The organism is Azonexus hydrophilus (assembly GCF_038368255.1).
GTDB classification, from domain to species: Bacteria; Pseudomonadota; Gammaproteobacteria; order Burkholderiales; family Rhodocyclaceae; genus Azonexus; species Azonexus hydrophilus.
The window spans coordinates 1,928,413-1,940,656 of record NZ_CP151406.1 but is presented as its reverse complement, the minus strand read 5'-3'; the positions used below and the strand labels follow the sequence as shown (position 1 = coordinate 1,940,656).

General features: G+C 65.9%; 9 protein-coding genes and 2 riboswitches. Of the genes, 2 read left to right on the top strand and 7 right to left on the bottom strand.

Annotation, left to right across the window (positions count from 1 at the left end; translation table 11 throughout):
• Window positions 1-33: 33 nt before the first annotated feature.
• The 4 genes from AADV58_RS09290 to AADV58_RS09275 are packed head-to-tail and all read right to left on the bottom strand — an operon-like array spanning window position 34 to window position 6,417.
• The gene (locus AADV58_RS09290; RefSeq protein ID WP_341742987.1) at window positions 34-1,146 is read right to left on the bottom strand and encodes a ribonucleotide-diphosphate reductase subunit beta; all 1,113 of its coding nucleotides are present in this window, start codon (window positions 1,144-1,146) and stop codon (window positions 34-36) included.
• A 16-nt stretch (window positions 1,147-1,162) separates the two neighbouring features.
• Window positions 1,163-1,963 (bottom strand): hypothetical protein, encoded by an 801-nt coding sequence (locus tag AADV58_RS09285; RefSeq protein WP_341742986.1) that lies wholly within the window; start codon window positions 1,961-1,963, stop codon window positions 1,163-1,165.
• A gap of 16 nt (window positions 1,964-1,979) precedes the next feature.
• A complete protein-coding gene (locus AADV58_RS09280) occupies window positions 1,980-3,593 on the bottom strand; it encodes an adenosylcobinamide amidohydrolase (RefSeq protein ID WP_341742985.1) in 1,614 nt (537 codons plus the stop codon).
• A 58-nt stretch (window positions 3,594-3,651) separates the two neighbouring features.
• Entirely contained in the window at window positions 3,652-6,417 is a 2,766-nt protein-coding gene (locus tag AADV58_RS09275) for a ribonucleoside-diphosphate reductase subunit alpha (RefSeq protein WP_341742984.1), read from the bottom strand.
• Between the two features lie 156 nt (window positions 6,418-6,573).
• A riboswitch (cobalamin riboswitch) is annotated at window positions 6,574-6,776 on the bottom strand.
• A gap of 111 nt (window positions 6,777-6,887) precedes the next feature.
• Window positions 6,888-7,087, top strand: a riboswitch (cobalamin riboswitch).
• Window positions 7,088-7,191: 104 nt separating this feature from the next.
• Between AADV58_RS09275 and AADV58_RS09270 the strand changes: the two genes are divergently transcribed.
• On the top strand, window positions 7,192-9,159 hold the full coding sequence (locus tag AADV58_RS09270; protein WP_341742983.1) for a TonB-dependent receptor: 1,968 nt from the start codon (window positions 7,192-7,194) through the stop codon (window positions 9,157-9,159).
• Window positions 9,160-9,222: 63 nt separating this feature from the next.
• Here AADV58_RS09270 and AADV58_RS09265 read toward each other — a convergent pair whose 3' ends face one another.
• The 3 genes from AADV58_RS09265 to AADV58_RS09255 are packed head-to-tail and all read right to left on the bottom strand — an operon-like array spanning window position 9,223 to window position 10,671.
• Window positions 9,223-9,888, bottom strand: a complete 666-nt coding sequence (locus AADV58_RS09265; protein ID WP_341742982.1) for an acetate uptake transporter — start codon at window positions 9,886-9,888, stop codon at window positions 9,223-9,225.
• Window positions 9,885-10,565 carry a GntR family transcriptional regulator gene (locus AADV58_RS09260; RefSeq protein WP_341742981.1) on the bottom strand — a complete coding sequence of 227 codons (681 nt, stop codon included), beginning with the start codon at window positions 10,563-10,565 and terminating at the stop codon, window positions 9,885-9,887. Before AADV58_RS09260 ends, AADV58_RS09265 begins: the two co-directional genes overlap by 4 nt.
• Window positions 10,549-10,671, bottom strand: a complete 123-nt coding sequence (locus tag AADV58_RS09255; protein ID WP_341742980.1) for a hypothetical protein — start codon at window positions 10,669-10,671, stop codon at window positions 10,549-10,551. The genes AADV58_RS09260 and AADV58_RS09255 overlap by 17 nt, the downstream gene beginning before the upstream one ends.
• 149 nt (window positions 10,672-10,820) lie before the next feature.
• Between AADV58_RS09255 and AADV58_RS09250 the strand changes: the two genes are divergently transcribed.
• Window positions 10,821-12,236: a short-chain fatty acyl-CoA regulator family protein gene (locus tag AADV58_RS09250; RefSeq protein ID WP_341742979.1), complete on the top strand. Its 1,416-nt coding sequence runs from the start codon at window positions 10,821-10,823 to the stop codon at window positions 12,234-12,236.
• Window positions 12,237-12,244: the final 8 nt, after the last annotated feature.

Sequence of the window (12,244 nt, the reverse complement as noted above, 5' to 3'; positions counted from 1 at the left end):
TTCCAGGGTGGAAAGCGCGCTGGCAGCACAGGATCAATCCCAGGCCAGCGCCCCGCCCGTCTGATATTCGGTGACCCGCGTCTCGAAGAAGTTCTTTTCCTTGCGCAGGTTGGCCTGTTCGTCGAGCCAGGGCAGGACGTTCTCGGCACCCGGGAAAGGTTCCTCGACGCCGACCTGGCGCGCCCGCCGGTTGGCGATGAAGCGGAACTGCTGGACGTGCAGGTCAGCGTTGTAGCCGAGGATGGGGTCGCGCAGGATGTAGCTGGCGTAGGCGCGTTCGGCGGCTTCGGCTTCGTCCCATAGGGTGCGCAGCGCCTGCGGGTCGAGTTCCAGGCCCTCTTCCTTCAACAGTTCGCGCACGACGCGAATGCCGAAAGCGCAATGCAGGACTTCGTCGCGCATGATGTATTGCAGTTGCTCGGCGGCGCCTTTCATCAGGCCGCGCCGTTGCAGCGCGAAGATGGGCGTGAAGCCGTTGTAGAACCAGCAGCCTTCGAAGATCACCGCGAAGAAGAAGTAGGAGAGCGCGAATTCGTGCAGGTTGGCGCGGTCGGTGAGGTCGAAATCGGAGCGCAGCGCCTTTTCCAGCCGCCGGTTGGCGAGCGCGATCTTGCCGTGGATCTGCGGCACGACGCGGTAGCGGTTGTAGATTTCCTGCTGGTCGAGGCCGATGCTTTCGATGCAGTGCTGGTAGGTCCAGGTGTGCAGCGCTTCTTCATAGACCTGGCGGGCCTGGTAGATCTGCAGTTCGGGCGCGCTCATCTTCTCCATCACCGCCAGGCCGATGTTGCGCATGGCCAGGATGTCGGAGGTGGTCAGGTAGGCGAGCACATTCTCGAAAACGTGGCGCTCGGCCGGGCTGAGCTTGTGGTGGTAGTCGTGCACGTCCTGGGCCATGCTGATTTCCAGCGGCGTCCAGTGGTTGCGGTTGGCCTTGAGGAAGAATTCCCAGGCCCAGGGGTATTTGAACGGCGCCAACTGGTTGATGTCGGCCTTGCCGTTGACGATGCGCTTGTCGGCGGCATTGATCGGCGCCAGCGAGGGCGTGGCGGCTGGCGACGGGGCTGGTGCGGAAGTCGGCGCGACGGGTGCAGCGGCAGCCGGCGCGTGGCTTTCCCAGTCATCGAAACGGTAGGCGGCATTCATGGCAATCTCCCTGAGCTTATTGGTTCAGCGCGCGCATGCTCTCGCGCAGTTCTTCGAGCCCTTTGAGGAATCCGGGCCCCGGGTGGGTGAAGTCATCGCCGCTGAGCGGCAGGATGGGCACGCCGGGCTCGGCGATGGCCGGGTTGCAGCTTTCCGAGCGGCGGTCCTGCAGGGCGAACAGCAGGTCCGGCCGACGCTCGCTGATCCAGGCGCCAACATCGCCACCAGGCTGGCCCGGACGGAAATTGCGGATGTTGTCGTGGTCGGCGACGACCTCGAAACCGGCGGCAGTGAACAATTCGAACAGCGTCGTGCCGCGCCCGAAGGAATACGGCGCATTGCTGCATGCGGAGAGGATCAGCACGCGGCGCTGGCGCGCATCGACCTGGGCGGCGGCGCGCCAGTCGGCGGCAAAACGGTCGACCCGTTGCTCGATGTCGACCACCCCAGTCGCCCGACCGACCTCGCGCAGCATCTGCTCGACCCCGGCCATGCCCTTGAAACCGCCGACGCGCAGCGACACCGCCCCCGGCGGCGTGACCCGCGCTGCCGTTTCCGCCGGCGTCCATTCGGAAAAGATGACGACGTCGGGTTCGAGATCGGCGATGGCCGCCGCGTCCGGGTCGATAACGCCGCCGGTGTGATCGACCGGCAGCGGATCGTAACGGCTGACGCCGACGACGCAGGGGCCGCGCCCCAGCCATTCAAGCGCGCGGGTGATGTAGGGCGACTGGCTGACGATGCGCGGGCAGTCGGCCGCCTGGGCCAGGCCGGCGCACAGAAGCAGCGGCAGGATGAAGGCGCGGGAGAGTTTCATGGTGAGGCTTCCAGAATCAGGGACGGACTTCGCGGAAACGCTGACCGCGATCCCAGTCCACATAGAAGATGCCGCCGGTCGGCGCGGTGAAGCTGAACAGGCGTTCGCCGTTCATCGACACGGCGCTCTCGCCGGTCGAAAAATCGAGCTCGGGTTCCGTGCCGCCGCGATTGACGATCAACATCGGCAAGCCGGTTTCGGCCGTGCGTTTTTCCCAGACATCGCCCGGCCCCATGCCCTCGACCGGCGGCCAGTTGGCCGGCGACAGCAGGATCTGCGCGCCCTGCCCGGCCAGTTGCGCGGCGGTGTCGGGGCGCCAGGCGTCGGCGCAGACCAGGCTGCCGACGGCGATGCCATCGACCGTCAGCGGCCGGCTGGCGCCGCCGGCCAGCGACCAGGCTTCGGCACGGCCGACCGGGCGCTGCTTGCGCCAGGTGCCGAGGATACTGCCGGCGCGATCGATCGCCGCGACACTGTTGTACAACTTGCCGCTGCCCGGCTCGCGCTCGGCCAGGCCGACGAAGAGCGCGATACCGTTATCGCGGGCAATTGCCGCCAGGGTATGGACCCAGGCGTCGGGGAAAGGATGAATCCAGTCGGTGCCGATGCGCTTCACAAAGTTGTAGCCGGTTTCGGCCAGTTCCGGCGTCACCACCCAGTCGGCACCGTGGCGCGCCGCTTCGCCGATGGCGCCCTCGATGCGGGCGCGGTTGCCGGCGATGTCGCCGGGCACCGGGTCGAGGTGGAGCAAGGCGATGCGCAGATCGCCTTCGGCCTTGTCCGGGCCGCCGGCGGCATCGGGGAAACGTTTGGCGCCGGGTAGGAAATAGCCGTTCTGCTTGCCCAGCGCCTCGACCACCGCCGCGTAGCTCGCCTTGCCGATCAGCTCGCCGATGCGACTGTGACCGCCGGTGTAAGTGGCGCGCGGCGCCGCCGTGCCGGAAACGACGATGATGCTGTCGGTGCCGGTGCCAGTCGCCTGCACACCCTTGGTATAGCTGCTGGCCACCTTGAGGTCTTCGAGCGCCGCCGTCTTGCCTTCGGTGACGGTGATCAGCGCCCGGGCCAGCGCCGCGTCGCTGAGTTCGATGTTGCTCAGCACCAGGATGTTGATCGTGCCGGTCGGCTTGCCGTCCTTGTCCAGACCCTCGATGTGGCTACCGCTATCGACGCCGGTGCGGATCGCGTTGGTACGCGCGCCAGCGGTGGCCAGCACGGTCACCGTCAGCGGCCCGTGGCTGCGCGTGACGACCGCCAGGTTGTCCATGTCGGCGGCCGTTGCCATGTGCGCCACCGCGGCATCGGCGACGCCCAGACGCGCCGCCGCAGCCAGGCGTTGCCGTTCGGTGTACGGCTTGGCGTCAGCGCCCAGTTTGCGCCAGAGCAGCGGGTGCGCGGCGTGGTTGATCGCCGCCCGCGCATTGACCATGCCGTCGCTGGTCGACAGCGCCCGGCGGACTTCCGGGAAGTGGACGACCAGCGTCTTCTCCCAGTAGCCGTCGCGCTCGCCCTGCACCAGTTCGGCGCTGGCCGCGACCTCGGGCGGCAGGACCGGGGCGCCGGCAAACGCCGGCAGCGCCAGCAACAGGCAGGCCAGTTGGACGAAATGGCGGAATGGACTCGGTTTCATCAGCGGGTTCCGGTAACGAAAAAAGGCAGAAGCTTAACCCGGCGCGCCGGGGTCGCCGTCACTGGCAAGACTCGCAAGTCGGATCATCGATGGCGCAGAACTTCGGCGCCTCTTCCTGCACCACGGCATCGTCGCGACCGCCGGCCTTTTCCGCCTGGCTGGCACCGAGCGTGCGCAGGTAGTAGGTGGTCTTGAGGCCGCGCTTCCAGGCCAGCTTGTAGATCTCGTCGAGCTTCTTGCCGGAAGGCAGCGCCAGGTAGAGATTCAGCGACTGCGCCTGGTCGATCCATTTCTGGCGTCGGGCGGCGGCTTCGATCAGCCACACCGGGTCGATCTCGAAGGCGGTGGCGTAGCGGGCTTTCAGTTCGTCGGGCACGCGGTCGATGCGGGCGAGCGAGCCGTCGAAATACTTGAGGTCGGCGACCATGACTTCGTCCCACAGGCCGAGCGTCTTGAGGTCGCGGACCAGGGCTTCGTTGACCACGGTGAATTCGCCGGACAGGTTGGATTTGACGTAGAGGTTCTGGTAGGCCGGCTCGATGCTGGCGGAGACGCCGACGATGTTGGAGATGGTCGCGGTCGGCGCGATGGCAACGCAGTTGGAGTTGCGCATGCCGTGGCGAGCGATGCGTTCTTTCAGCGCGTCCCAGTCGAGGCGGCTGTCGCGGTTGAGTTCGACCGCCTCGCCGCGCCCGGCTTCGAGCAGCACGATGCTTTCGTGCGGCAGGATGCCACGATCCCACAGACTGCCGGTGAAGCTGGAGTAACGGCCACGCTCCTGCGCCAGTTCGGTCGATGCCCAGTAAGCCTGATAGCAGACGGCTTCCATGCTGCGGTCGGCGAATTCGACGGCTTGCGGCGAGGCGTAGGCAATGCCCAACTGGTACAGGCAATCGGCAAAACCCATGATGCCCATGCCGACCGGGCGGTGGCGCAGGTTGGCGTTGCGCGCCTTGGGCGTCGCGTAGAAGTTGATATCGACGACGTTGTCGAGCATGCGCATGGCGGTGCTCACGGTGCGGGCGAGCTTTTCCCGGTCGAGCTGGCCGTCCTTCAGGTGCGCCAGCAGATTGACCGAGCCGAGGTTGCACACCGCCGTTTCCGAATCCGAGGTGTTCAGCGTGATCTCGGTACAGAGGTTGCTCGAATGCACGACGCCGACGTGCTGCTGCGGCGAGCGCAGGTTGCAGGCGTCCTTGAAGGTGATCCACGGGTGCCCGGTCTCGAACAGCATGGTCAGCATCTTGCGCCACAACTGCACGGCGGGAATCTTCTTGTGCAGCTTCAACTGGCCGGCGGCAGCCCTGGCTTCGTAGGCTTCATACGCCTCGACGAAGGCGCGCCCGGATTTTTCGTGCAGGTCGGGCGTATCGACCGGCGAGAACAGCGTCCACTCGCCACCGGCAATTACGCGCTGCATGAACAGGTCGGGAATCCAGTTGGCGGTGTTCATGTCGTGCGTGCGGCGGCGCTCGTCGCCGGTGTTCTTGCGCAGTTCGAGGAATTCCTCGATGTCCAGGTGCCAGGTTTCCAGGTAAGCGCAGACGGCGCCCTTGCGCTTGCCGCCCTGGTTCACGGCGACCGCCGTGTCGTTGACCACCTTCAAAAACGGAATGACGCCCTGGCTCTGGCCGTTGGTGCCCTTGATCCGGCTGCCCAGCGCGCGCACCGGTGTCCAGTCGTTGCCCAGCCCGCCGGCGTACTTCTGCAGCAGGGCGTTTTCCTTGATCGACTGGTAGATGCCGTCGAGGTCGTCGGCCACCGTGGTCAGGTAGCAGGACGACAGTTGCGAATGCAGGGTGCCGCTGTTGAACAGCGTAGGCGTCGAGCACATGAAGTCGAAGCTGGAAATCAGGTCGTAGAACTCGATGGCGCGCGCTTCGCGGTCGATTTCGTTCAAGGCCAGGCCCATCGCCACGCGCATGAAGAAAAGCTGCGGCGTTTCGATGCGACGGCCGTCGATGTGCAGGAAATAGCGGTCGTACAACGTCTGCAGGCCGAGGTAGCCGAACAACTGGTTGCGCTCGGGCTTGAGCGCGGCGGCCAGGCGGTCGAGGTCGTAATCCTTGAGGCGCGGGTCGAGCAGTTCGGCAATCACGCCGCGTTCGACGAAGACCGGGAAGTAAGTTGCTTCGACGGCCTCATCCTGCGCCGCTTCCGGCCCGGCCGCTTCCTCGACCAGGCTGGCCAGCAGCAGGCGGGCGGTGGCGTAGTCGTAACCGGGTTCGCGCTCGATCAGCGTACGCGCGGCGAGCACCAGCGCCTGCTTGACGTCGGCCAGCGCAACACCGTCGTACAGGTTCTTCAGCGCGTGATCGAGGATGGTCCGCGGCGAAACGCCCTCCCCCAGCCCGGCACACGCCGTTTCGCAGGTTTTCAGCAAACCTGCGACATCGAGCGGCCGGCGCTCGCCATCGACCGTCACATGCAGCTCGGGCACGCCCTGGACTTCGGCCAGCGCGGCCCGCTCGGCGGCGCGCCGCTCGCGGTAGAGCACATAGGCGCGGGCGACGTCGTGCTCGCCGGAGCGCATCAGCGCCAGTTCGACCTGGTCCTGGATATCCTCGATATGCACCCGGCCACCGTCCGGCAGGCGGCGGGTCAGCGAACGCACGACCGTTTCGGTCAGCCGCGCAACCAGTTCGCGCACCCGCGACGAGGTCGCGCTCTGGCTCCCCTCGACGGCCAGGAAAGCCTTGGTCAGGGCAACGGAAATCTTCTCGGGATGGAATTCGACGACCGCGCCATGACGGCGGATCACCTGCAGCGCGGCGGCACTGTGGGCGGACAAGTCGGAAATGTGCGCGAGGACGTTCGAGGACACGGCAATGCTCCGGTTCGGGGGGCGGAACATGGCTGGCGCGTGACGCGGCCGCGCAACGCTGTGCCGACGGACGGCGACAACGGACAAGCACGGACGACAAGAGACGAAACGCTCACGCAAAACCTCTCACCAGGGACACCCCGCCCCAAAGGAAAATGAAAAGGACACGTTGCGGCAGGTCTCCTGGCTCCCGGCTCAACGCGTTTCACCCGCCTTCCCGGACGCATCCAGTGGCATGGGGTGGCGAAACGCTCGCCGGTTACAGTTGCGGGGGCAGCCCCGGGATTCGGATCGTCAGATCCGGCACCGGATTCCCGTTTTAATCCCCTTGCGGGGAACCATCAACGCGACGGAGTTTATGCCTTTCGCTTGCCGCCAGTCAACAAAAATCACTACATGCAGTAGATGAGAAGCGGCAAGCGACTAAATATAGACAAAAGCAAGACATGGCAGTGTCGTTTCGATCCGCTATAATTATGAGCGTTTCAGGTGCCGTCGGCGGTTTTCCGCCACGGTGAAACGGGAAAGCGGTGCGTCCTCGGACAAAGCCGCTGCTGCCCCCGCAACGGTAAGCGAGTGCGGGCGCGTCACAAGGCCACTGGGTTCTGCCCGGGAAGGCGACGCGTCAAGACTTGCCAGCCCGGAGACCGGCCTGCGACGACCAGCGAAGTGCCGCGGGGAAGCGGCCACGGCCGCCCGTCAGCCCATTCCCCACGCGCTTCACCTCAACCAAGCACACCGGCATGCGGGGACGCTGCCGGCAGGGGAAAACCAATGCACATCCGCCTCAAACCCGTGGCAGCCACGCTGCTCGCCTTGTTCGCCGGCAATCTTGCCGCCCAGACGCTCGACACCATCGTCGTCACCGCTACCCGCTTCGAATCAAGCCAACAGGAAAATCCGATCGCCGCCCAGGTGATCACCGCAGACGAAATCCGAAACAGTGCGGCAACCACCGTCGGTGAAGTTCTGAACAAACTCGGCGGTGTACATAGCCGCATCAACTTCGTCGGCACGCCGGATTCGCCGCTCGACCTGCGCGGCTTCGGCATGACCGGCGACCAGAACACGCTGGTCCTGGTCGACGGCCAGCGCATTTCGGAGAACGAACTGGTCAGCGCCCGCCTGTCGGCGATCCCGCTCGACAGCATCGAACGCATCGAGATCCTCCGCGGGTCCGGTTCCGTGCTTTACGGCAGCGGCGCGAGCAGCGGCACGATCAACATCATCACCCGCTCGGCGCTCGGCGCGCCGCTCTCCGGTAACGTCTCGGCCCGCGTCGGCAGCCATGACCTGAGCGATCTGCGCGGCGGTTTCCGCGCCGGCGGCGAACGCTGGGGTCTGCGCCTCAACGCGCAGCGCCTGCGTACCGACAACTACCGCGACAACAACCGCAGCGAACTCGACACCGCTAGCGGCGAACTGCGCTTCGGCGACCGCGACGGCTTCGTCGCCCTCGCCTTCAGCGCCGACGACCAGAACTCACGCCTGCCGGGCGCCCGCAGCGAAGCGCAACTGCGCAGCGACCGCCGCGGCGCGGCGACCCCGGACGATTATTTCGACAGCCGCAGCCAGCGTTTCTCGCTGCGCGGCGAACGGCGCCTCGGCGAACTGACGCTGGCGCTCGACATCGCCCGCCGCGACAAGCGTGCCGACATGTTCAACAACACCGCCTGGGGCAGCACACTGGCCAAGACCGACGTCGGCGTCACCACGGTCTCGCCGCGCGTGCTCTGGCAGACCCGTTTCGACCAGGTGCTCTACAACCTGACCGTCGGCGCCGACTGGAGCCACTGGACCTACGACAACGACACCGCCGCCACCGGTTTCATGAGCGCCCTCGACGAATCGGGCAAGCAGAAGAACCAAGCCTTCTACCTGCGTAACGACCTGCACCTGGCCGCCAGTGGCACCCGGATCAGCCTCGGCGGACGCCGGGAGAGCGTCCGCCAGACGCAGCACGAGCGCCTGGTGCCGCGTGACGCCAGCGAGCGGCACAGCCTGTCGGCCTACGAACTCGCAGTGCAGCAGGAACTCGGCGCCGGCTTCTCGGCTTACGGCCGGATCGGGCGCAGCTTCCGCATCGCCAACATCGACGAGAACCGCTGCTGGACGGCACCTTGTCCGACGCTGTTAAAGCCTCAACGCTCGCTCGACCGCGAGATCGGCGCCCGCTGGCAGGGGGCTGGCGCCAGCTTCGGCGCCAGTCTGTTCGAGATGGATATCAGCAACGAAATCCACTATTTCGCACCGACCTTCTCGAACATCAACCTCGATGCCACCCGCCACCGCGGCATTGAGCTCGAAGGCCGCCTGCAGGTCACCGCCGGCGTTGATCTCGCCGCCCGCTACACCCATACCCAGGCGCGCTTCCGCGACGGCAGCTACGGCGGGAACAATGTCACCGGCAACGACGTGCCGCTGGTGCCCAAGCACCGAGCCTCGCTCAATCTCGGCTGGCAGATACTGGAAAGCACCCGTCTCGGCGTGAACCTGAGCTACACAGGCAAGCAGCGCTACGACAACGACCAGCCCAACCGCTTCCACAAGATGCCGGCCTACACCGTGACCGATATCAAGCTGGCGCACGACATCGGCGACTGGCGGCTGGCGCTCGGCGTGAACAACCTGTTCGACCGAAAGTTCTACTCCTACGGCATCGTCAACGGCACCTTCACCTCGTTCAACGCCTACCCGGAAGACCGCCGCAACGCCTACCTCAGCGCCGAATACCGGTTCTGATCGGCAATCGACCAAAACAGAATACGCCCCGCAGCCAGCCGGGGCGTTTTTTCGACGCCAAACTCAAGCTGCCAGCTTTCCCTCATGGCGCAGCGCCGCCACTGGGGGCATCCCTTTACGAACGAAGCCAAATGGCGCGCCCAGCGGCAACAGCGTACGGCCGAAATAAGCGTTGAGGAAAATCGCCCCGGCGGCGTAGAAGCCGAGCAGCGAAATCAACAGTTCCGACCAGCCGGCCAAGGCAATGAACAAAGCCGGCGCCACCCCGAGGATGGACAGCGCCAGTGACGGCAACAGCACGTTGATCAGGAACAGGATGGCGGCAAAGACCTTGTTCGTCTCGCAGGCGGCAACCAGAATGAACAACGAAAAAATGAAATAGGCGATACAGGCGTAAGCCAGTTGACGGACGTCGGCACCAACGGCGACGCTGCCGAACCAGCCTTGGGCGATCGCCCAGTGCATCGCCACCGCAGCCCAGAACAGGCCATAGGCACCGAGGACGATGGCGCCGAAAAAGTTGTTTTTGCGGAAGTCGACCGTGGACGCCCAGATCTGTCCGATTGAACCGAGAAACAATGCCCACGGCACCAGATAGGTCGTGCCACTGGTCCAACCCAGCTTCTGCGACGCGGCGACAAAGGTGACGACGGCCAGGCCGAAGACACCGAGAGCGGTCGGATCGGCGAGTTGCGGGCGGGTTTCGGTGATGTGAAGATGCTGGGTCATGTGGATATTTCCTCGAGGGTTTCGGGCAATTCGCCCGGGATGGCGGGAATCGCGGCGAGTACCGCGTTTCGGAAGAAGCCGTGGTGCAAGCGCGCCAACCGGTCGACCTCGGTCAGGTCGCCATTGAGCAATGCGGTGCCCAGTGCCAGACGGCTAGCGGCGGAGAGTTCGCGGTCGATCGATGCGAAGCCGGGACCGACCGCCAGCCTGAGCTGTTGCTCCAGGTTGCGGCTGGCGGCGGCGAATACCGGACTGGACAGGGTCGCCCGCGCTGCCGCGCAGAAACCACGCCATACCGCGCGCGGTGGCGTCGCCGTGGCCAGCGCCTGCCAGGTGTCGAGCAGCTGCCGCAAACGGGCGTGCGGCAGGTCGACCAGGCGCTGCAACACGAAGCCATCGACCAGCGCCAGCACATCGAGCACCTGGACCAGCTCGGCGCGCCCCGGCGCGACCACGCTGCAGCCGCTGAACATGCGCAGGTCGAGCAGGCCGTCGCGGACCAGCACCTTGATCGCTTCGCGCACCGGCGTCCGGCTGACGCCGTAGTGGCGGCTCAGCGCCAGCTCGTCGATGGCGCTGCCGGGCGGCAGGCGGTGGTCGAAGATGCTGTCGCGGATGGCCTCGGCGACGCCCTCGTAGAGCAGACGCGGGCGAATTTCCTCAGCGCTCGCCAGCATCGTCGGCGTCCTCGTCCGAAGTTTCAGCGGCCGGTTCCGCGACCGGCGGCTCGGCATCGGTTTCGCCGAACAGGCTGCTGAAGTAGAGATAGGGATTGACGAACATCGGGGGCTCCTCGCGAAAAATGGCTTGCCAACGCAGCCGATAGTTCGCAATATACGCACCGCAAAAACCCTGACCAGGCCTGAAAAAGCGCAGTTTTGCGAAGATTTTTCAGCGAATTTGCAAACTTTGCGAAGACACCGGAAGCGACAATGAAAAAAGCCTTCATGGGCGTACGCCTGAAACGCCTGCGCGAGGAACGCGGCCTGACCCAGGTCGCGCTGGCGCGGGCGCTCGACCTGTCGGGGAGCTACCTCAACCAGCTCGAACAGAACCAGCGGCCGCTGACCGTACCGGTGCTGCTCAAGCTCAACGCCGTCTTCGGCGTCGATGTCCAGCGCTTCTCCGAGGACGACGAGGCACGCCTGATCGCCGACCTGCGCGAGGTCTTCGACGAATCCGCCGGCGCCGAAAAGGTGACGCTGGCCGAAATCCGCGAGCTGGCGGCGAACATGCCGGCGGTCGCACGCAGCCTGCTTCAGTTGGCCCGCCAGCAGCGCGCCGGCCAGGAGCGCGAGGCAGCACTGGCCGCACGACTGGGGCTGGACCGCAGCGAAACCGGCGGCACCCGGCCGATGCCCTTCGAGGAAGTGCGCGACTTCTTCTACGCTCGTCACAACCACATCGCCGAACTCGACGAACTGGCCGAGCGCCTCGCTGCCGCCTGGCGGCTACGCCCGGGCGACGCCGCCGACGGCCTGGAAAAGCGCCTGCAGCACGCGCACGGCATCGGCATCGTGCGCGGCGGCTGGCACGATGGCGGCGCCGAAGTCCAGCGTCGTTTCGAACCTGCCCAGAAAACCCTGATCCTGTCGCCGCACCTGACGCCTGGCCAAGCCGCCTTCCAGATAGCAACCCAGCTGGCCTTTCTCGAAGCCGCCGAAGCGATCGATGCGATCACCGGCGACGCCGACCTGTCCGGCGACGAAGCCCGCCGCCTGGCCCGCATCGGCCTCGCCAACTACTTCGCCGGCGCGTTGCTGCTGCCCTACACCGCCTTTCTCGACCAGGCCGAGTCGCTGCGCTACGACATCGAGCTGCTCGGGCGCAGCTTCGGCGTCGAGTTCGAGACCACCTGCCACCGGCTGTCCACGCTGCAGCGCCCGACGGCGCGCGGCGTGCCGTTCTTCTTCGTCCGCGTGGACCGCGCCGGCAACATTTCCAAACGCCAGTCGGCGACCGATTTCCACTTCTCGCGCATCGGCGGCACCTGCCCGCTGTGGAACGTCTACGAAGCCTTCGCCCAGCCCGGACGAACGCTGACGCAACTATCGACGATGCCCGACGGCCGCGCCTATCTGTGGATCGCCCGCACAGTCACCCGCGGTCACGGCGGCTACGGCGCGCCGAGCAAGATCTTCTCGGTCGGCCTCGGTTGCGACCTGCGCCACGCCGACCGCCTGGTCTATAGCCAGGGCCTCGACCTCAAGGCGAGCGAGGGCTTCGTCCCGATTGGCGCCGGCTGCAAGGTCTGTCCGCGCCACAACTGCCCGCAACGCGCCTTCCCGCTGGCTGGCGGTACGCTGGTGGTAGACGAGAACCGGCGCAGTTTCTCGCCCTACGCCTGAGCACGGGA

Bases quoted from the DNA above. Each gene is read 5' to 3' on its own strand.
- AADV58_RS09270 (WP_341742983.1), top strand. From the start codon at position 7,192: ATGCACATCCGCCTCAAACCCGTGGCAGCCACGCTGCTCGCCTTGTTC.
- AADV58_RS09265 (WP_341742982.1), bottom strand. From the start codon at position 9,888: ATGACCCAGCATCTTCACATCACCGAAACCCGCCCGCAACTCGCCGAT.
- AADV58_RS09290 (WP_341742987.1), bottom strand. From the start codon at position 1,146: ATGAATGCCGCCTACCGTTTCGATGACTGGGAAAGCCACGCGCCGGCT.
- AADV58_RS09255 (WP_341742980.1), bottom strand. From the start codon at position 10,671: ATGTTCGTCAATCCCTATCTCTACTTCAGCAGCCTGTTCGGCGAAACC.
- AADV58_RS09285 (WP_341742986.1), bottom strand. From the start codon at position 1,963: ATGAAACTCTCCCGCGCCTTCATCCTGCCGCTGCTTCTGTGCGCCGGC.
- AADV58_RS09280 (WP_341742985.1), bottom strand. From the start codon at position 3,593: ATGAAACCGAGTCCATTCCGCCATTTCGTCCAACTGGCCTGCCTGTTG.
- AADV58_RS09260 (WP_341742981.1), bottom strand. From the start codon at position 10,565: ATGCTGGCGAGCGCTGAGGAAATTCGCCCGCGTCTGCTCTACGAGGGC.
- AADV58_RS09250 (WP_341742979.1), top strand. From the start codon at position 10,821: ATGAAAAAAGCCTTCATGGGCGTACGCCTGAAACGCCTGCGCGAGGAA.